The sequence below is a fragment of the Streptomyces xingningensis genome (assembly GCF_054957865.1).
On record NZ_JBDJPF010000039.1, the window covers coordinates 1 to 18,762 of the forward strand.

Annotated in this window: 15 protein-coding genes and 1 pseudogene; 10 read left to right on the plus strand and 6 right to left on the minus strand. The window is 70.1% G+C overall.

Annotation, left to right across the window (positions count from 1 at the left end):
• Window positions 1-2,447, minus strand: a pseudogene (locus ABCR83_RS20390) (Tn3 family transposase); the annotation flags it as partial.
• 104 nt (window positions 2,448-2,551) lie between these two features.
• Window positions 2,552-2,932: an MFS transporter gene (locus ABCR83_RS20395; RefSeq protein WP_462696582.1), complete on the minus strand. Its 381-nt coding sequence runs from the start codon at window positions 2,930-2,932 to the stop codon at window positions 2,552-2,554.
• Window positions 2,933-3,046: 114 nt separating this feature from the next.
• Between ABCR83_RS20395 and ABCR83_RS20400 the strand changes: the two genes are divergently transcribed.
• Window positions 3,047-3,679 carry a TetR/AcrR family transcriptional regulator gene (locus tag ABCR83_RS20400; RefSeq protein WP_462696528.1) on the plus strand — a complete coding sequence of 211 codons (633 nt, stop codon included), beginning with the start codon at window positions 3,047-3,049 and terminating at the stop codon, window positions 3,677-3,679.
• Between the two features lie 63 nt (window positions 3,680-3,742).
• Window positions 3,743-5,992: an MMPL family transporter gene (locus ABCR83_RS20405; protein ID WP_462696529.1), complete on the plus strand. Its 2,250-nt coding sequence runs from the start codon at window positions 3,743-3,745 to the stop codon at window positions 5,990-5,992.
• A gap of 81 nt (window positions 5,993-6,073) precedes the next feature.
• On the opposite strand, the gene ABCR83_RS20410 is transcribed toward ABCR83_RS20405, so the two are convergent.
• Complete coding sequence (locus ABCR83_RS20410; RefSeq protein ID WP_462696530.1) at window positions 6,074-6,658, minus strand: TetR family transcriptional regulator; 585 nt, start codon at window positions 6,656-6,658, stop codon at window positions 6,074-6,076.
• 74 nt (window positions 6,659-6,732) lie between these two features.
• On the opposite strand from ABCR83_RS20410, the gene ABCR83_RS20415 reads away from it, so the two are divergent.
• Window positions 6,733-7,923, plus strand: coding sequence for an MFS transporter (locus tag ABCR83_RS20415; RefSeq protein WP_462696531.1), 1,191 nt, complete (start codon window positions 6,733-6,735; stop codon window positions 7,921-7,923).
• A gap of 27 nt (window positions 7,924-7,950) precedes the next feature.
• Here ABCR83_RS20415 and ABCR83_RS20420 read toward each other — a convergent pair whose 3' ends face one another.
• Window positions 7,951-8,454, minus strand: a complete 504-nt coding sequence (locus ABCR83_RS20420; protein ID WP_462696532.1) for a M15 family metallopeptidase — start codon at window positions 8,452-8,454, stop codon at window positions 7,951-7,953.
• Window positions 8,455-8,634: 180 nt separating this feature from the next.
• Between ABCR83_RS20420 and thrS the strand changes: the two genes are divergently transcribed.
• The 5 genes from thrS to ABCR83_RS20445 all read left to right on the plus strand — a co-directional run bounded on the left by thrS (window position 8,635) and on the right by ABCR83_RS20445 (window position 14,494).
• Window positions 8,635-9,888: a threonine--tRNA ligase gene (gene thrS / locus ABCR83_RS20425; RefSeq protein WP_462696583.1), complete on the plus strand. Its 1,254-nt coding sequence runs from the start codon at window positions 8,635-8,637 to the stop codon at window positions 9,886-9,888.
• 74 nt (window positions 9,889-9,962) lie between these two features.
• Window positions 9,963-11,393, plus strand: a complete 1,431-nt coding sequence (locus ABCR83_RS20430; protein WP_462696533.1) for a WGR domain-containing protein — start codon at window positions 9,963-9,965, stop codon at window positions 11,391-11,393.
• A gap of 110 nt (window positions 11,394-11,503) precedes the next feature.
• Window positions 11,504-11,833: a hypothetical protein gene (locus tag ABCR83_RS20435; RefSeq protein WP_462696534.1), complete on the plus strand. Its 330-nt coding sequence runs from the start codon at window positions 11,504-11,506 to the stop codon at window positions 11,831-11,833.
• Window positions 11,834-12,113: 280 nt separating this feature from the next.
• A complete protein-coding gene (locus tag ABCR83_RS20440; protein ID WP_462696535.1) occupies window positions 12,114-12,875 on the plus strand; it encodes a phosphatase PAP2 family protein in 762 nt (253 codons plus the stop codon).
• A gap of 440 nt (window positions 12,876-13,315) precedes the next feature.
• The gene (locus ABCR83_RS20445) at window positions 13,316-14,494 is read left to right on the plus strand and encodes an acyl-CoA dehydrogenase family protein (RefSeq protein ID WP_462696536.1); all 1,179 of its coding nucleotides are present in this window, start codon (window positions 13,316-13,318) and stop codon (window positions 14,492-14,494) included.
• A 33-nt stretch (window positions 14,495-14,527) separates the two neighbouring features.
• On the opposite strand, the gene ABCR83_RS20450 is transcribed toward ABCR83_RS20445, so the two are convergent.
• Both ABCR83_RS20450 and ABCR83_RS20455 read right to left on the minus strand, forming a co-directional pair.
• A complete protein-coding gene (locus tag ABCR83_RS20450) occupies window positions 14,528-15,751 on the minus strand; it encodes a beta-ketoacyl-[acyl-carrier-protein] synthase family protein (protein ID WP_462696537.1) in 1,224 nt (407 codons plus the stop codon).
• Window positions 15,741-16,010: an acyl carrier protein gene (locus tag ABCR83_RS20455; protein ID WP_462696538.1), complete on the minus strand. Its 270-nt coding sequence runs from the start codon at window positions 16,008-16,010 to the stop codon at window positions 15,741-15,743. Before ABCR83_RS20455 ends, ABCR83_RS20450 begins: the two co-directional genes overlap by 11 nt.
• A 342-nt stretch (window positions 16,011-16,352) precedes the next feature.
• On the opposite strand from ABCR83_RS20455, the gene ABCR83_RS20460 reads away from it, so the two are divergent.
• On the plus strand, window positions 16,353-17,360 hold the full coding sequence (locus ABCR83_RS20460) for a terpene synthase family protein (protein WP_462696539.1): 1,008 nt from the start codon (window positions 16,353-16,355) through the stop codon (window positions 17,358-17,360).
• 3 nt (window positions 17,361-17,363) lie between these two features.
• Window positions 17,364-18,746 carry a cytochrome P450 gene (locus tag ABCR83_RS20465; protein WP_462696540.1) on the plus strand — a complete coding sequence of 461 codons (1,383 nt, stop codon included), beginning with the start codon at window positions 17,364-17,366 and terminating at the stop codon, window positions 18,744-18,746.
• The last annotated feature ends 16 nt before the right edge of the window (window positions 18,747-18,762 follow it).

An 18,762-nucleotide genomic window follows, 5' to 3' on the forward strand; every position in this document is an offset into this window, starting at 1 on the left:
CCCACTTTGCCGCCCCTCTGAGCTAACGGGGCGTGAGGTGTCCAGGTAACAACATACGAGGCGTTGTCGGTGGCGACCATCTCCGGCTTCACCCCGCCGTCCAGGTTCAGCAGCGCGTCCAGGATGTGCAGGGAGTCGCGCGGGGTGCCCGGGACCACCATCTGCCCGATCCCGAAGACCTGGTCGTTGACGGCGTTCAGCCAGGTGATGCCGCGCTTGAATCCGAAGTACTTCGGATTCGGGGCGGTGGCGATGGAGCGGACCGGGACGACGAAGCGCAGGCCGTCGACGGAGGCGAGCAGCCCGTTGCCCCAGAACTTCACGATCGGCACCTGGGCCTGGGCGGCGATCAGGGCGGCGTTGGCCGCGGCGATGGTGTCCGCGCGCAGGTAGTACTGGTCGACGTGGACGAGGCGCGAGCGGGTCAGCGCCTCGTGGCCGGGGTTGACCACGGGGGTCATGCCGATGTTGCACGCCTCGGACACCAGGAGCGCGACGAGGGAGGTGGTGAGGTCCTTCATGCGGGTCTTGCCGTCGCCCAGGTGCACGAAGGCGTCCAGGAACCCGGTCCAGGCGTGCACCTCGAACAGCAGGTCCGGTAGGTCGATCTTCGGGAGCATCTTCTCGACCCGCTTGCGCAGCCGGGCCAGCGACGTGGGCACCCCGAGCGCGCCGAGCGCGTCCACGTTGAGCTTGGCCCGCCCGTTCGGCAGCGTCTCGATGCTCACCTTCGCGTCCGCGCCGGCTTCTTCGAGGCGCTCGGCCATCTGCTTCCACGCCGCGTCCAGCACCCGCACCAGCTCCGCCAGATGCTCCTCGACCGGCATCTCCAGGCTCAGGCCGGCCAGCACGTCCTCGCGCACCGCCAGCCACGGCTTGCCGTCCAGCAGGCGGGCACGCGGGTTGGAGAAGCGGTGCGAGGGCGACGCGAAGATGTCGCGGCTCATCAAAGCGCGGTACAGCTGCTCCAGCACGCATACCACGTAGGCGTCGCGGTCCACCGCGCCCTGCGGCAGGTCCTTGTTCGCATACACCGCCTTGCGCCAGCACGGCGGCACCACCTTGTCGTCGACCTCCCGCTTCAGCAGAGGCTTCTTCGCCACCTGGCGCCGGCTGAGAGCAGGCAGGCTCTTGACCGCGGCCAGGACCCGCTCCCCGGACGGGGCCGCGCCGAGCATCTTGGTGTCGCCGAGCAGCGACAGGAACGGCTTGACAGTGTTGTAGCGGCTGGCCAGCGCCTCGCGTACCGCGATCTCCGCCGAGTCGTCGTCCTCCGGCACCAGGCTCGCCACCGTGGCGGCCGCGCTCCACAGCTGGGCCCTCGGCGCGACCTCCTCCAGCACCTTCCACATCGCGGCCGCGTCCACCGCCTTGCCACTCTCCTCGATGTGCTCCAGCTCCTGCATGAACACCTTCGAGATACGGGCCGTGATCCGGGACGCCTTCTCCAGCTGCGGCAGCGTGGAGAGGCGCTCCTTGTTCGTGAGCCGCTTCGCGGTACTGATCAGCCTCGTCGCCATCAGCACCGTGAACAGCTCCAGCGCGTCGTCAATGGCCTTGGCCTCCAGGTGCCGCATCACCGCAGTCAGCATCGCGGTCCGCTTCGGCTCCGGGGCCCGCTCCAGGCTCGTCGCCTTCGACCCCAGGCCGTACCGGGCCAGCGCGGCGAGCCGGTTCGGCGGGAGCTTGTCCAGCTTCACCTGCCCCAGCCGGTACACCGCGATCTCGTCCACCCGCTCCAGCGCCCGCTTCATCGCCGTGCCCGTCGTCTTCGTCGGCGGCCGCCGGAAGGTCTACAGGTACGAGTACCGCCGGCCCTCCGGCGTCTGAAGCAACGCCACCAGGTCGGCGGGCAGCGACCGATCCACCCGCCACGCCGACCGGGCGACCGTGGTGTGCAGGCGCTTCTCCGCGATCTGGCGGACCTCGGACACCTGCCGTGCCAGCACGGACACACCCGGCAGCAGCACCCGTTTGCGGCGCAGCCAGCCCACCGCATGATCGAACAGAGCCTTCGGACCCTCCGAGTGCGCGGTCCACGCCCGCCCGTGCAAGAACGTCCTAAACTTCCGCCCCCACTCCGGATCCTCGTACTCGTGATACTCGTACGCGTCCCGGATCTCCCACGCGTGCTCGTACGCCGTCGGCTTGCGCTCGGTGTACGCCTTGACGCACGAGACGTCCTCGATACCGAGCTGCTCGGCGATGTGCTCAATCACCACCCACGGCACATCAAGCGGATCATCCGGCAGGAACCGGCCGATATAGCGCACCGTGCACATCTGCAGCGCGAACCCGAGCCGGTTGTGATCCCCACGCCGCTTCGCGATCAGCTTGCGGTCCTCGTCATCGAGGTAGAAGAACCGCTCCAGCTCCGGCCGGGTCGGCTCCTCGTTGAACTTCCCGTACGACGCGGCCTGATCGTCAGATAAGAACTCCACTGGCATGCGGCGGAGTCAACCACCCGGCCGCGACAGAGCGTGGATCTTTGGCCGAAGGTCCTCACGGAACGGATCGCCCGTGCTAAGCGATCACGACACGTTGACCATGATCAAGTGCTTAGCGTTAATGGCTGTACCGATGTTCCCCAAGCCCGAGGGCGGGCGGCGATCAGCGCCCGCCCGGCGGTGGTGAGGCCGGCCAGCAGTGACGCGGCGGTGAAGACGGTGAGGCCGGCCTGGAACATCTGCCGCCTGCCGAGCAGGTCGGTGGCGCGTCCGGCGCCGAACTGAAAGCCGCCGGAGGTCACTTGGCAGGCCGTACTGACCCAGGCCAGTGCGACCGCGCCGAAATCGAGTGCGCTGCCGATGGTCGGCATCGCCGGATCGATGGTGGATACGTCCAGGAAGACGATGAGTTCGACGCTGGTCGGCAGCAGCAGTGCGGCCTCGGCGGTCCCAACACCCGCCCGGTGATGGAAGGGTGTGGACAGCGGTCACGCCGCGGGGTCGGGCCTCCGGCCGGGTTCGGCGGCGGCGGAGTGCTTGCACCGCACGGAGTTACTGTAGTGTAGCTCTAGATTGTAGGTACAATAAGGTGGCCGGTGATGACGGTGAAGAAGACCGACGGCAGGCGTTTGCGTGCCGAGCAGACCAAGCGGCGGATGCTGGATGCGGCAATGAAGCTGTTCGTCGAGCACGGGTACGGCATGACGACGATCGAGTCCATTGCCCAGGAAGCCGGAGTCGCCGTCCAGACGATCTACTTCTCGTTCGGCAACAAGCAGAAGATCCTCAAGGAACTGATCGACCTTCACGTGGCCGGGGACGAGGAGCCCATCCCGACCCTGGAGCGTCCACAGGTGGTCGCAGCGCTGTCCGCCGACGACCCCGTCGAGATGATCCGGCGGCTGACCCGCGCCACGCGGATCGTCTATGACCGGGTCGCCGCACTGATCGAGGTGCTGCGCAACGCCGCCGTGACCAATGGCGACGGAGCGGAGCTCTGGGAGACCAACAAGCAGCAACGCCGCCTGGTCCAGCGCCGGTTCATCGACGCCCTCGTCGAACGGACCCCGCTGGCCGGTAGCCTCACGCCCGAGCGCGCCGTGGATGTCTGCTACGCGCTCTTCGGGCCCGAGGTATACCAACTGCTGGTCACCGAGCGCGGTTGGACGCCCGAACAGTGGGAGCAGTGGGTGTCCGACGGCCTGTGCTGTCACCTGCTCGGCAAACGCTGAGCAGGCGCGGCCCGGGGCGCGGCGCCGATGACAGCCTCCCCACAACGACGACATGAGGGAGCCATGTCCGCAATCACCCAAATCCCGCCGGACGCCGGGAACGGGCCGGCCCCGGTCGCCGGCCGCCTTGCCTCGCTCGCTCGCCGGCTCGCGCACCGCCGCCGCCTCGTGCTGGTGCTGATCGCCCTGGTCGCGGTCGCCTCGGCTGTCGGCGGCGGCGACGTCGAATCCAGGCTGTCCAGCGGCGGATACATACCGAACTCCGCCGAGTCCATACGGGCGGACCACATGCTGGCCGAGCGTTTCCACGCGGGAGCGCCCGACATCGTCCTGGTCGCGCACGCCACGGACGTTTCCGCGCCCGGCGCTGCCGCCGCCGGGCAGGCGCTGACCGCCGACGCCGCGCGCTCCCGAGGGGTGGTCTACGCCCAGTCGTACTGGACCACCGGTGACGCCTCGCTGCGGTCGAAGGACGGCCGCACCGCACTCGTCCTGGTCAAGCTGGCCGGTGACGACAACGACACCCACCACCGCGCGCACGATCTGGTTCCCGCCCTCGAAGGCCGGCACGGCCCGCTCGACGTCAAGGTGACCGGCTCGGCCCGGATCACCTCCGAGACGGCCGACCAGAGCGCCGAGGACCTCACCCGTGCCGAGCTGCTGGCGGCCCCGCTGACCCTGCTGATCCTGCTCGCCGCGTTCGGATCGCTCCTGGCCGCCCTGCTGCCCGTCCTGGTGGGTGTGGTCTCGGTGGTGGGCGCCTACGCCGTCCTGCGGCTGCTGACCGAGACGACCTCGGTGTCCGTCTTCGCACTGAACATCACCACCGCGCTGGGCTTCGGACTCGCCGTCGACTACAGCCTGTTCATCGTCAACCGCTACCGCGAGGAGCTGGCGAACGGCCGTGAAGTGATCGAGGCGATCGCCGCGAGCCTGCGCAGCGCCGGGCGCACCGTGCTGTTCTCGGCCCTGACGGTGGCCCTGTCGCTGGCCGCATTGCTGGTATTCCCGCTGTACTTCCTGCGCTCGCTGGCGTACGCGGGCATCGCCGTGGTCGTTCTGGCCGCGGTCGTCTCGCTGGTGATGCTGCCCCCGCTGCTGGCGCTCATGGGGCGCCGCATCGACCGGTACGACATCTTCGCGCCGATCCGCCGCAGGCTGCCGGGGTCTCGGCCGGGCCTCGGCGCGTGGCATCGGCTCGCGCTCGCGGTGATGCGTCGGCCGGTCGCGGTGGGCGGGCTGGTGGCGGTGGTGCTGGTGGCGCTCGCGCTGCCGTTCACACAGGCCCGGTTCGCGCTCATGGACGATCGGGTGCTGCCGCGGAGCAGCGCCGCCCAACAGGCGTCCGACGTGGTGCGCTCCCAGTTCCACGGGGCACGGACCTCGCCGGTGGTCGCGGTTCTCCCGGGTGTCGACCCGGCCCGGGACGGCGGGCAGTTGAGCGCGTATGCCGAGCGGCTGTCCGCCGTCCCGCACACCGTGCGGGTGGACACCGCGGCGGGCTCGTTCGCCGATGGCCGGCGGGTGGCTCCGCCCGGGGCGGCTGCGGCCTCCTTCCATGCCGCGCGGGGAGGCGGCACCTGGGTGTCCGTGGTGTCCGATGCGGACCCCGGCTCCGCGCCGGGCGAGGACTACGTACGCGCCGTGCGCGCGGTGGAAGCGCCCGGCCGGGTGCTGGTCGGCGGGAACACGGCCACACAGGTGGACACCAAGGCCGTACTCGGTGAACGGCTGTGGTGGGCCGGCGGAATCATCGCGGCGAGCATGCTGGTGCTGCTGTTCCTGTTCTCCGGCAGTGTGGTGATCCCGCTCAAGCAACTGGTGCTGAACATGCTCAGCCTCACCGCGTCGTTCGGCGCGATGGTCTACATCTTCCAGGACGGCCATATGAAGTGGCTGGTCGGCGACTTCGTGCACAGCGGGCAGCTGGAGGTGACGATCCCGATCCTGATGTTCTGCGTCGCGTTCGGGCTGTCCATGGACTACAGCGTCTTCCTGCTGTCCCGGATCCGCGAGGAATACCTGGCCGGCGGTGACAACACACACTCCGTCGCCTTCGGCCTGGAGCGCACCGGCAGGCTGATCACCGCGGCCGCCCTGGTCGTCGCCACGGTGCTGGGTGCGCTGGCCACCTCGCAGCTGAGCATTCTCAAGCTGCTCGGCACCGGGCTCGCACTGGCCGTCCTGGTCGACGCCACGCTGGTGCGGGGGCTGCTGGTGCCTGCCCTGATGCGGCTGCTGGGCCGGGCCAACTGGTGGGCGCCGGGGCCTCTGCGGCGCTTCCATGCGCGCTTCGGCCTGAAGGACAACTGACCCGGACGGGACCCGTCCGGCCTCCCGGGGCCCGTTGATCCGGTCATCGGTCGCTCCATCGTGAGGGAGGAGCGGTGACCGTCAACGGGCCTGCCCGACACAGGAGTCGATCCAGGCGCAGAGCTCACCGAGCGCGGCTTCGGTCCGTTCCCGGTCCCCGGTGATCAGGTAGTCGGCCTCCAGGCTGGAGAAGGCGCTGTTGAGCAGCGTGGCCCTGGTGAGCGCGGCATCGTGGGCCAGGCCGCGCCGGACCAGGCAGGCGGCGACGAACTCGGCACGCCCACGGACGAATCCGGGGCCCGGGAGGGGGAGTCTCCCGGCCGCGGCGAGCCCCTCGATCTCCCGGATGAGCCGGGTCATGGCCAGTTCGTCCGGGCCGAGGTTCCTCGCCCAGGCCGCGGTGACGAGGGAGCTCACCGGTACGCCGGGATCGTCCCAGCCCGCCGCGGCCCGCAGGGCGTCGTGCTGCCGCTCGTCCAGCCGCTCCAGGACGGCCGTGAGCAAGGCGTTCTTGTCCGCGAAGTGATGGGTGAGCACGCGGGTGCTCTGCCCCAGGCCCTCCGCCAGGGTGCGCAGGGAGAAGTGGCCGATGCCCGTGTGGGCGAGCTCGCCGATGATCGCGTCGAGCACCTCGCGCCGGCGCTGGGGGTTGGCGGGTCTGGGCATTGTGGCGCACCACCTCCTGGGTCCGGTCCAGACTTTCACACACCCATAAAGGTAACGACTGTTACCCTTACGGGATGGACTCCTCCCCACCCCTACGCCCCTGGTGGCTTTACGCCCTGGCGCTCGCGGCCTTCGCGGTTCAGACGGACGACTACATCATCATCGGAGTGCTCCCCGGGATCGCGGCCGATGTGCACCGCTCGGAGACCGTCACCGGCCAGCTGGTCACGGCGTATTCGCTGGTCTACGCCCTGGCCGCGCCGGTATGGGCACTCCTGCCGGGCCGGATCCCGCGCAAGCGGGCGCTCGGCGGCGCGCTCGCCGTCTTCGCGCTGGCCAACTTCGCCGTGCCGCTGGCGAGTTCGTACCCGGCACTCTTGGCCCTGCGGGTCCTCGCGGCACTGTCCGCGGCCGTGGTGCTGCCCACCGCCCTGGCGACGGTCAGCGCACAGGCGCCACCGGAGCGCCGGGGCAGGTATCTGGCCACGGTCATGACCGGGCTGACCGGGGCGATCCTGCTGGGCGTCCCCGCCGGCACCTGGATCGGAGCGCTGCTCGGCTGGCAGGCGACCTTCGCCTTCGGCGGACTCCTCGGCATCGGCGCACTCCTCCTGGCGGTACGCACCCTCCCCCCGGCCGAGCCGCACCCGGCCGACGACCGCGGAACGTTTGCCGAACTGGTCCGCCCGCTGCTCAACGGCGCCATCGGCGCCATCCTCGCCGTCACCGTCCTCACGGTGGCCGGAAACCTGGCCTTCCAGACCTATCTCGCGCCCTTCCTGGCCGGCCTCGCCGGGGTGTCGCCCCGAGCGCTGGCCGCCCTGCTGGTGTGCTCCGGCATCGGGGGCATCCTGGGCACCCAGACCTCCGGCCGCCTCATCGACCGCTACCACCCGCTGCGCGCCTTTGTCATCGCGAGCACGGTGTTCTGTGCCGCGATGCTGCTCTTCGCCCTGCTCTGGCCGGTCAGGCCGGTCCCCGCCCCGGCGGTCGCCGTACTGCTGGCCGGCTGGTCCGCGGCCGCCTGGGCGGTGCCGCCCGGCATCCAGTCCCTGATGCTCGCCCGGGTGGGAACGCGGGCCGCAGCACAGGCGATGGCGGTGCACAGCGCTTCGGTCTACGTCGGAGCGGCGCTGGGCGGCGCACTGGGCGGGGCCGCGATGGCCGCCGGCCCCGGACTGGTCCCGCTCGCCGCGACCGCGTCGGTGGCCCTTGGCCTGGCGGTCACGCCGATCGCCCTCCGGGGCCGCGCGGCCGGCAGGTGACCGGCAGGACCGGCCCGGCCGCCGGGCTCAGCAGGGCCCGTAGACGGCCGCACCGGCTCCGGACACCACTGCCCAGTAACGGTCTCCATGGGACCAATGCCACCACTCGGTCGGGTAGTTGACGAACCCCGCCACCGTCATGGCGTCGATCAGCAGGCCGCGGTTGCGGCGCGCGGGCCCGGAGAGCCCGGGCGCCCGCAGTGGACAGGACCGCTCGTCGCCGGTCCGGTGACCGTTCACCGCCCCGCCCATGTCGAGTTCGGCGCCGTGCGCGTCGACGAGGGTCAGGTCGACGGCCGCGCCCGTGCAATGCGGAGCCACCTCCACCGGGGAGACGAAGGCGCTGGCCCGGCTGCGCAGTTCGGCCGGGTCGGTGAGGCCGGTGCGCCGCAACCGGTCCTGGTAGTCGGCAAATCTGCGGGCCTGTTCGGTGCTGCTGCGGTGGCCTTCGACGAGCAGGAGCCCGATACCGTCCGGAAGGGCGCGGGCCGCGGAGCGCAGCCGCACTTGGGCATCACTGAGCAAGATCATGCCTGCGAATCTAGCGCCACCTCGCCGCACCGCGGCGTCTGTTACCCTCACCCACATGAAGCGCGCTGGTATGGCCATGACGACGACGCCGGAGAGTGTCCCGGCGCGCTGACGGTTGTCCTAGTCCGAAGCCCCGGGGCGAGTGCCCCGGGGCTTCGGCATGCGGGCGCCCGCCTCGGCATCCACGAGGAGAGCACCATGCATGACCACCGCAAACTCGGCCGTGAACTGGACCTGTTCGACACCGACCCGCTGATGGGCGCGGGGCTGCCGTACTGGCTGCCCGACGGTGCGGCCGTGCGGCACGCGCTGGAGGAGTACATCCGGGACGTCGAGCGCCGGGCGGGGTACCGGCATGTGTATTCACCGGTGTTGGGCAAGCGGGAGCTCTATGAGATCTCCGGGCACTGGTCCCACTACCACGAGGACATGTTCCCCCCGATGGACCTGGGTGAGGAGCAGGTCGTCCTGCGGCCGAGCCTGTGCCCGCACCATGCGCTGATCTACCGTTCCCGGGCCCACAGTTACCGCGAGCTGCCCCTGCGGATGGCCGAGCTGGGCGGCATGTACCGCTCCGAACTGTCCGGGGTGCTGGGCGGACTGACCCGGGTCCGGGCCATCCAGTTGAACGACGCGCACATCTTCTGCACCGTGGACCAGGCCGCCGAGGAGGCGAGGGCGGCCCTGGAGCTGATCCGCGGGGCGTATCGGGCACTCGGCATCCGCCCGGCCCGCTACCGGCTCTCCCTCCCCGGAGCGGGCGGGAAGTATGTCGCCGAGCCGGAGCTGTGGCGGCGGGCGGCCGCCCTGCTGACCGAGGTCCTCGACAGCTCGGGCGTGGCATATGAGGCCGTGGAGGGGGAAGCGGCGTTCTATGGGCCGAAGATCGACGTACAGGTCGCCGACGGCGCCGGCCGGGAGGCCACCTTGTCCACCGTCCAGATCGACTTCCACCAGCCCGAGCGGTTCGGCCTGCACTACATCGGGCCGGACGGTGCCAAGCACCGCCCGGTCATGGTCCACCGCAGCGTCATCGGCAGCATGGAGCGGGCCGTCGCGCATCTCATCGAGGTGCACGGAGGCGCCTTTCCCGGCTGGCTCGCCCCCACCCAGCTGGTGGTCCTGCCGGTCTCCGAGGCCGAGTCGCCGCAGGCCGCCGCGCTGGTGCGGCGGGCCGTCGGCCAGGGGCTGCGGGCGGAGCTCGCCGGACCGGAACGCGGCACCCTGGGCGCCCGGATCCGGGCCGCCCGGCTGGTGCCCTACCAGGCGGTGATCGGTGCCAAGGAGGCCGCGGACGATCTGGTGGCCCTGCGGCTGCGGGACGGCCGTCGGCCGGCCACCCGGCCGGCCGCCGAGGTCCTGGCCCGCATCGGCGCCCTCACCGCCGCCCACCGCACCGAGCTGTGGGGCCCCGCGGACCTTCCGCGGCGCTGATTGTCAGTGGCTGGCCCTAGCGTTCTCCTCAGTGACGACCGGTCATCGCGGCCGGTGGGGAGAGGAGTCATGCCATGGCCCGGAGCACCACCTATCTGGAGCTGTCCCAAGACGGCGGCGGGGCGCACAAGTTCTACGAGGTGTCCGTCGACGGCACGGCCGTCACGGTCCGCTACGGGCGGATCGGGACGCCCGGGCAGACCCAGAATTCCACCTTCCCCACCGCGCAGAAGGCGCAGGCCGCGGCGGCGAAGAAGATCGGCGAAAAGGTCCGCAAGGGGTACGCCCCGGCCGTGCCGGGCGGCCGGGCGCCCCGCCCTGTGACGCGTCGTCAGATCACCTCCGCGCCTTCCACCGCACGGTCGGTGGCGCCGGTGCTGTGGCGTTTCCGCACCGGTGCCCCCGCGTTCGGCATCCACATCGGCGAGGACCGCTGCTGGGTCGGCAACCAGTCCGGCGATGTGTACACCCTCGGCCATGATGGCGAGGTGCTCGCCCGCTACCAACTGCCGGACGGCGTCAAGTGCCTGGTGGCGGACGACTTCTGGATCTACGCGGGGTGCGATGACGGCACCGTGTACGACCTCTCCGTCAAACTGCCCTTCGCCGCCTATGAGATCGCCTCCGATGTCGACATCTTCTGGCTCGACATCCACGAGGGCGTCCTCAATGTCGCCGACCGCAGCGGCGGGTTGACGGTCATCGACCATGAGGACGAGTACCAGTGGTCGCGCAGGAGCACCGGCAGCCACGCCTGGATGGTGCGCCGCGACGCACGGGCCGTCTACCACGGTCATGGTGCCGGAGTGACGGCCTACGCCCAGGACGGCGGCGGGGAGTTGTGGCACACGCCGACCAATGGCTCGGTGCTCTTCGGCTGGCAGGAGGAGCACGCCGTCTACGCGGGCACCAACCGCACCGTGGTCCAGCGCCTGTCCAAGGCCGACGGCGCCATCGAGGCCACCTACCGGTGCGATTCCGCGGTCTACTCCTGCGCCACCGCCCCGGGTGGCCGCCATGTCTTCGCGGGCGACATGGCCTCGTCCGTCTACTGCTTCGCCGCGGACGGCACCCGGCTGTGGAAGCTCGGCACGGGCGGCGGTTCCGCGCTCTCCATGCAGCACCTCGGCGAGAAGCTCTATATGGTCACCACGGACGGCTCCCTGATCTGCGTGGACGCCACCGAGTCCGCCATCTCCGCGGCCCGGTCCGGCACCGTGCCGACCCCGCTGGACATCAAGTCGGCCGCTGCACTGCCCACTTACGCCCCGGCCACCACGGTCCGGACGGTGACCGCGGCCCCCGCCGGAGGCGTGGTGGTCGCCTGTGTCCAGGAGGGCGGTCGGCTGCGCGTCCATGTGGTCTCGGAGGGCTATGACCCCGGCTGGAACGTCCAGTTCCCCCGCGGCATACGTGAGCCCGGCGCCCGCTATGTCGTCGAGGCGCTCTCGCCCTCCGCCGGAGGCTTCTACCGGGTCCGGGGTGAGATAAGGCGCCTGCTCTGACGGTCACGGCGGCGTTCGTCGTATTTCGGCAGGATTGAAAGTGTTGGTCCCGCGTGGACGGCGCGGACAGACTCTCACGGCACAACAGCGGTCAACCGTGAGGGGAAACCATGAAACTCGGCGTTCGCACCACCATCGCCGCGCTGGCGGCGATCGGCACCATCGGTGGCCTGGGCATCGGCACCGCGACGGCCTCGGAGACCGGCCGGGCACGGCCGGCCTCGGCGGCACGGCCCCTGGAGTCGCCCGGCCCCGACTGCGCCGACAACGGCAATGTCAACCCGTGCTACGAGTACCAGACCTGGTTCTGGACCTTCGACAACTGCAACAAGTACGCGTACAGCCACCCCTACGACCGCAACAGGTACGACCGTCATGTCTGTGCGGTGTTCAGCGGCGGCACCACGGTCGGCCTCTGGTTCCACAAGATCCGCGGCTGACCCGCGGCAGACGGCGGGCGGCGTCACCAGCGCCGCCCCCGCCTGCCGGGCCGGTGCCGGGGTGTGGCCGGGCACTGGTGCCTTCACTGCCGGGAGCGCTCCCGTCACACAGGGTGCCGATGATCATCGCTCAGGGCGGACGGGCTTGGGAGACCGGCGCCGCGCGCATGTAGCGTTTGTTGTACGGCCGCGTCGATCACCTCGGCGCGGCGTGTACTCGTCATCAACGTGCGTGCAGCCGCCCCGGCGCCGCCATGCCGATACGAAGGACGCCCCACCCATGCCCTACGTGCGCCACTGGTTGCGCAATTCCGTCCTGCTGTTCGCGGCCGCGATCGTGCTCGGACTGATCGCCGCGCACACCAAGCTGATCCAGCCGCACGACCTGGACCTGGACCGCACCATCCAGACCAACACCCGCACCGGCTGGCTGAACGACGCGATGAAGGGGGTCAGCTATCTGGCCTCACCCGTCGCCGGCGTGATCGTTCTCGTGGTCTGGAGCGGCTGGCTGCTGTTCGTACGGCGTCGTCCGATGCGCGCGGTCGCCACCTTCCTGGTCGTCGCCGTCGGCTGGAACAGCACCCAGATCGCCAAGTTCATCGTGGCCCGGAACCGGCCCCCGGCCAAGTTCTCCCTCGACCCGGAGATCGGTTCCAACAGCTTCCCCAGCGGACACACGGCATTCACCGTGGCAGTGGCCGTCGCCGCGTACTTCCTCTTCCGTGAGTCCCGTCACCGGCGGACCGTCGCCGTCTGCGGAGTGCTCGCGGTGCTGCTGGTCGCCTTCTCCCGGATGTACATCGGTGCCCACTACCCGACCGACACCTTGGGCTCGGTGCTGGTGGCCGGTGCCGCGATCCTCTTTGTGACCGGGGTGTGGCACGCCTGGCTGCTGCCCAACCTGGACCGCCTGCCGCTGCTGGGCAGCTTTGGCCTGGCCCAGGAGCGCGCCGAGCTCGAGGCGGCCCACGGCGGCCCCGGCGCCGCCGTGCCCGGCCCGGGGCGCGGTGGGCGCCACCGCAGGCGCGAGCGGCGCTGAGCGCCGGAACATCACGACACCGGATCGACGGGCAGGGCATCCGCTTCGCCCTGCCCGTCTGATCGCCTTGCGCAGGCTCAGCGTATGTTCAAGGGCCACTCGTGGGAGCCGGGAACGGTCCTGCGGCCCCAGCCGTAGTGGTACCGGCCAGCACCCCGGCAAGGGTTAACGTGGCCACTGCGCTCAGTGTGGCAATCTTCCGTGCGGTTCTCATGACCATCCAGTCCACCTCGAAGAGAAGACAACGACCGGGAGCCCAACTGGCCATCCCAATCGCTGAGTTGACGGGTGTGGCACAAGCGTGTGGGTGGCTGGAGTGTCCGTCAACGGCGGCTAGCGGAAACGCAGTTGAGTGAGGGGCCGACAAAGGCCCTTCCGCATTGCTGTAACGCGTTCTACCGTGTGCGCCGTCGTCGTGGGACGAATCCTGGGAGGGGCACGTGCATCTCGACCACACCCCGCAACAGCAGCGGCTGCGCACCGAACTGCGGCGGTACTTCGCCACCCTGGTGCCCGACCAGGCCTACGCCCGGCACGCCGACCCCGCCGAACAGAAGCGCTACTACCGCCGGACCATTCGCCGGCTCGGCGCCGACGGCCGGCTGGGGGTGGGCTGGCCCAAGGAGTACGGGGGCGGCGGCCTGACCCCCATGGAACAGTTCATCTTCTTCGACGAGGCCGCACAGGCGGGCGTGCCGCTGCCGCTGATGGCGCTCAACACCGTCGGCCCCACGCTCATGCGCCATGGCACCGAGGAGCAGAAGAACTACTTCCTGCCCAGGATCCTGTCCGGCGAGATCGACATCGCCATCGGCTACAGCGAACCCGGCGCCGGTACCGACCTGGCCTCCCTCACCACCCGTGCGGTGCGCGACGGCGACCACTATGTGGTCAACGGGCAGAAGATCTGGACCACCAACGGCGACACCGCCGACTGGATCTGGCTCGCGGTGCGCACCGACCCGGACGCGCCGCCCCACAAGGGCATCAGCATCCTCCTGGTACCGACCACCGACCCCGGCTACTCCTGCACCCTGATTCACACCCTCGCCTCCCATGACACCACCACCAGCCACTACCAGGACATCCGGGTCCCGGTGGCCAACCGGGTCGGTGCGGAGAACGAGGGCTGGCGGCTGATCACCACCCAGCTCAACCATGAGCGTGTCACCCTCGCCGCCCATGGCGCCGGTGCCATCAGGGCGCTGCGTGACGTCCGAGACTGGGCCGCCGCCACCAAGACCGCCGACGGCCGCCGGGTCATCGACCTCGGCTGGGTCCGCGCCCGGCTCGCCCGTACGCACCTGCGGCTGGATGCCATGAAGCTGCTCAACTGGCGGATGGTGGACGCCCTCCAGCGCGGCGAGCTCACCCCCCAGGACGCCTCGGCCGTCAAGGTGTACGGCTCCGAGACCCGCCGCGACGCCTACGTCTGGATGATGGAGGTGCTGGCCGCCGCCGGTCCGCTCAAGGAGGGCTCCGCGGACGCCGTCTTGCACGGCGAGCTGGAACGCGGCTACCGCAGCGCCGTCATCTTCACCTTCGGCGGCGGCAACAACGAGATCCAGCGGGAGATCATCTCCTGGATCGGGCTGGGCATGCCCAGGGTCCGCCGCTGAGCGGTCTCGGGTCTCGGGGAAGTGGGGTGCGTTTCAGTCGGCAGTGAACACCAGCACGGCGTTCTGGCCACCGAATCCGAAAGAGCAGCTGATGCCCGCGCCCCTGCCCACCTCGCGCGGGTGTCCGGCGACGACGTCCAGCTTGTATGCGCCTTCCTGGCTCTCGAAGTTCGCCACCGGCGGCACCGTCCGGTGGCGCAGGGCGAGCACCGTGTACGCCGCCTGGATCGCTCCCGCTGCCCCGAGGGCATGGCCGATCACCCCCTTGGCGGCCGTCACGGGTGGCACCTCGTCTCCGAACACCCCGGTGAGAGCCGCGGCCTCGGCCGCGTCGTTCAACGGTGTCGAGGTGCCGTGCGCATTGACCAGACTCACCTCTCCCGGCCCGCACCCCCCGTCCTCCAGCGCGGCCCGGACGGCCCGGACCGCTCCTCCGCCGTCCGGCTGCGGAGCCACCGGATGGTGCGCGTCCGCACCGGCGCCGTAACCGCGCAGCACCGCCTGGACCGGCACCGCGCGGGCGCGGGCGTGGGAGAGGCGTTCAAGGACGAGGACGGCGGCACCCTCTCCGAGGACGAAGCCGTCCCGGGCCGTGTCGAACGGCCGACTGGCAAGCTCCGGATGCTCCCGCCGCCGTGACAGCGCCCGCATCCGGGTGAAGCAGCTGGCCGTCATACGGGAGCGCGCCGATTCGCTGCCGCCCGCCAGCACGATGTCGCACGTCCCGGACAGCAGCAGGTCCCGCGCGACACCGATCGCGGTCGCGCCCGAAGCACAGGCGCTGGACGTGGTGAAGTTCGGCCCCTGGGCGCCCAGGTCGATGGCGACCTCGCCCGCGGCCATGCTCGGCACACTGCGCGGCAGCGCGAGGGGCGAGACCCGCTCGGGCCGGCTCGAGCCGAGATGGCAGAACTCGGTGACATAGGTGCTCAGACTGTTGGACCCGACGCCCAGCACGACGCCCACCCGCTGCGCCGGCCAGGTTCCAGGGTCCAACGCGGCGTCGGCAACGGCCCGTCGCGCGGCGACCAGGGCGAACCGGATGAAGTCGTCCACGCGCCGGGCGAGCGGCCGGCCGAGTTCGGCCAGGGCGTCGAAGCCGGTGACCTGACAGGAGAAGTCGACGGGCAGCCCGGCGAGTTCGGGATCGGCAATGGCCAGCGAGCGGCCCCGGCACAAGGCCGCCCAGTTCGCCTCCGGCGTGTGCCCTGCCGGGGTCACCAGGCCCAGCCCGGTGACCGCGATCTCAGGCCGCATTCTCGAACGCCCGGGCAGCGTCACCGAGCGTGGAGTACGGGAACAGGTCGAGCTCGCCCTCGGGCAGGACGATCCCGAATTCCTGCTCGGCCGCCACGACCAGTTCCATCAACGACAGCGAGTCCATCCCGAGGCTTTCGAACGACCTCGTGGCGGTCAGCAGCTCCGGCGCCACGCCGATATTGAAATGTTCGGTCAGGAGGGCGACGAGCTGCCGGGGGAGCGTCGGCTGCGCGTCCTGTTCCGCTGCCTCTGTCATGTCCTGCATCTCCTGTTCGTGATGTGAGCCGCAGCACACGGCACCCGCCATGTTCCACTCCCGGCATCGACGGCCGCGCTCCACCCGGCGCAGATCACCCGGTCGAGTCACGCGCCACCGGATTCCTGATGGGTTGTCAATTCGCTGCACCCGGAGGTCGCAAGGCGGCTCGGACAGCCGATCGCCGGTGAGGCACCAGCGCTCACGATGCTCGGGCCCGCGCCCGGCATTTCCCTCACGCTCGCTCGATGGGGTGGACCCCCGCCGAGACGGCATCATTGCCCGCGACCCGGCCCAAAGATCGCTCTGGCAAGTGGAGTTCAGCGTAAGGAGCAGTCGAGCGTGACGCGTACCGGAGCGGTGTTCACCACCCCATGGCCCCTACGGATCAACCCGCATTTGGATCAGGCACGCGAGAGCGCGGTCGCCTGGATGAGGAAGTTCGGTCTGCTGGTCGGCGAGCAGGCCGAGGAGGACTTCGCCAACTGGCGGCTGGCAGAGGTGGCCGCTTACCTCTACCCCGACGCTCACGCCGACGACTGTTGTACTGCGGCGCAGATGATGGGGTGGTACTTCCTGCCGTTCGACGACCAGTTGGACGGAGCGGCAGGCCGCGATCCGCGGCAGGTGGCCGCCGTATGCAACGCCCTGATCGGAATCGTGCACGGAGCACCCGGTCCCGGCCCGCTGGATACACCGACGGTGCGGGCATTCGCCGATCTGTGGAGCCGGATGGTGCGGGGGATGTCCGCATCGCTGCGGTCGCGGGTGGCGTTCCACTGGGCCTCGTACTTCTCCTCCCAGCTGACGGAGGCGATCGACCGTACGACCGGGTTCGCCTACCGCGACCTGGAGGACTACTTCCGGCTGCGCGCCGCCACCACGTGCGCCTTCGGACAGAACGACCTGGGCGAGAAATGGGGTGGCACGGAGGTGCCGCCGGCGCTGTGGCACCACCCCGTGCTCCAGCACATGCGGCAACTGGGCGCCGATATCGTCGCGTTGCGGAACGACTCGATGTCGCTCAAGCACGAGGATGTCGCCGGTGGACACAACGCGATCCACCTCATCCAGCGCAGTCACGGTTGCACACGGCAGGAGGCACTGGCCGAGGCGTCCCGCCATGCCCAGGAAAAGGTGGACGAACTGGTGGAGTTGGAGGAGAGGGACTTGCCGCGACTGCTCCGGGCCGTCGACGACAGCGAGCGCGCCGCGCTGCGCGGATACGCGGGCATCATCCACGACTGGATCCGCGGTGACTACGAATGGGAGCGGATCACCGCACGTCACGACCAACACCGTGTCATGCCGGACTGGGCGTCCGGTCTGCTCGTGAGCGCGGGGAGCTGAACGATGACGACCACAGTCCGGCCGGCGTCCGCCATCGCCGCCCCGCGCGCACCTGGTGCCCTGCCGGGCGTAGGCCACCTGCGGCAGCTGCTTGCCGACCCCACCCGGTTCCTGACCCGCCTGCCGTCCTACGGCGATCTGGTCGAGATCCGGCTCGGCACCCGCCCCACCTATGTGGTCTGCAGCCCCGAAGTGGTCTCCGAGGTCCTGGTGACCCGTCATCGCGACTTCGACAAGGGCGGGCCCTTCTTCGAGAACATCGCCGTGTTCTTCGGGGACGGCCTGGCAACCTGCCCCAACGCCAAGCACACGCGGCTTCGCCGCCTGACCCAGCCGGCTTTCCACCCCGGCAAGCTGGCGGGATACGGAGAGCTGGCGGGCCGCGAGATCACGGTCGTCACCCGGTCCTGGCGCGAAGGACAGGTGCTGGATGTCCGCCGGCTGATGCAGGAACTCGCGATGCGGATCACCGTCTCGACGATGTTCGCATCATGGTTCACCGGTTCCGGCGCGGACGCCGACGTGGTGCGCCGGACGCTGGGCGACGTGGACACACTGGTCAACGGCGCCTTCCTACGCATGGTCGCGCCCGGCATCACCCGCCTGCCGCTGCCGGCCAACCGCCGCTATGCGCAGGCTCGGCAGTCCCTGTATGCGCACATCGACGCCACCATCGCCGCCTACCGTCGGGACGGAGCCGACCAGGGCGACCTGCTGTCCATGTTCCTGGCCGAGGACGGCACCGAAGACGCGCTGTCGGACACGGAAGTGCGCGAGCAGGTGATGACGATGTTCATCGCCGGCATCAGCACCACCGCTGCCATGCTCGCCTGGACCCTGCACTACCTCTCGCTCGACGACGACCTCGACGCGGCCGTCGCGGCCGAGGCACGCCGGGTCTGTGGCGGCGGCCCCGCCCGTCACGAGCACCTTCCGCAGCTGCCGACCCTGATGACCGTGGTGACCGAGGCATTCCGGATCAGGCCCTCGGCCTGGCTCTTCAGCAGGATCGCCGTCACCGACACCGCCCTGGGCGGCTACCGCGTACCAGGCGGTGCCGACATCCTGATCAGCCCCTACATCATTCATCACCGGCCCGAGCTCTTTCCCGAGCCCGACCGATTCGACCCGCGGCGCTGGAGCGACGACGGGCGTGGCTGGGCCAGGGCCGAGCGCGCGATGACGCTGATCCCCTTCGGGACCGGCTTTCGCAAGTGCATCGGACATGACTTCACCGTCATGAACATCGTCCTGGCACTGGCGTCCATCCTGGCCGACTGGAAACTCCCCCCCGCCACAGCACGGCCGGTCACCATCATCGGACGCAGCATCATCGAGCCCCGCAACCTTGATCTGCGCCTGCACCGCCGCCACCTGTCCGAGTAAGGCCGTGCCCTTGCCA

Bases quoted from the DNA above. Each gene is read 5' to 3' on its own strand.
- ABCR83_RS20400 (WP_462696528.1), top strand. From the start codon at position 3,047: ATGACGGTGAAGAAGACCGACGGCAGGCGTTTGCGTGCCGAGCAGACC.
- ABCR83_RS20405 (WP_462696529.1), top strand. From the start codon at position 3,743: ATGTCCGCAATCACCCAAATCCCGCCGGACGCCGGGAACGGGCCGGCC.
- ABCR83_RS20410 (WP_462696530.1), bottom strand. From the start codon at position 6,658: ATGCCCAGACCCGCCAACCCCCAGCGCCGGCGCGAGGTGCTCGACGCG.
- ABCR83_RS20415 (WP_462696531.1), top strand. From the start codon at position 6,733: ATGGACTCCTCCCCACCCCTACGCCCCTGGTGGCTTTACGCCCTGGCG.
- ABCR83_RS20420 (WP_462696532.1), bottom strand. From the start codon at position 8,454: ATGATCTTGCTCAGTGATGCCCAAGTGCGGCTGCGCTCCGCGGCCCGC.
- ABCR83_RS20430 (WP_462696533.1), top strand. From the start codon at position 9,963: ATGGCCCGGAGCACCACCTATCTGGAGCTGTCCCAAGACGGCGGCGGG.
- ABCR83_RS20435 (WP_462696534.1), top strand. From the start codon at position 11,504: ATGAAACTCGGCGTTCGCACCACCATCGCCGCGCTGGCGGCGATCGGC.
- ABCR83_RS20440 (WP_462696535.1), top strand. From the start codon at position 12,114: ATGCCCTACGTGCGCCACTGGTTGCGCAATTCCGTCCTGCTGTTCGCG.
- ABCR83_RS20450 (WP_462696537.1), bottom strand. From the start codon at position 15,751: ATGCGGCCTGAGATCGCGGTCACCGGGCTGGGCCTGGTGACCCCGGCA.
- ABCR83_RS20455 (WP_462696538.1), bottom strand. From the start codon at position 16,010: ATGACAGAGGCAGCGGAACAGGACGCGCAGCCGACGCTCCCCCGGCAG.
- ABCR83_RS20465 (WP_462696540.1), top strand. From the start codon at position 17,364: ATGACGACCACAGTCCGGCCGGCGTCCGCCATCGCCGCCCCGCGCGCA.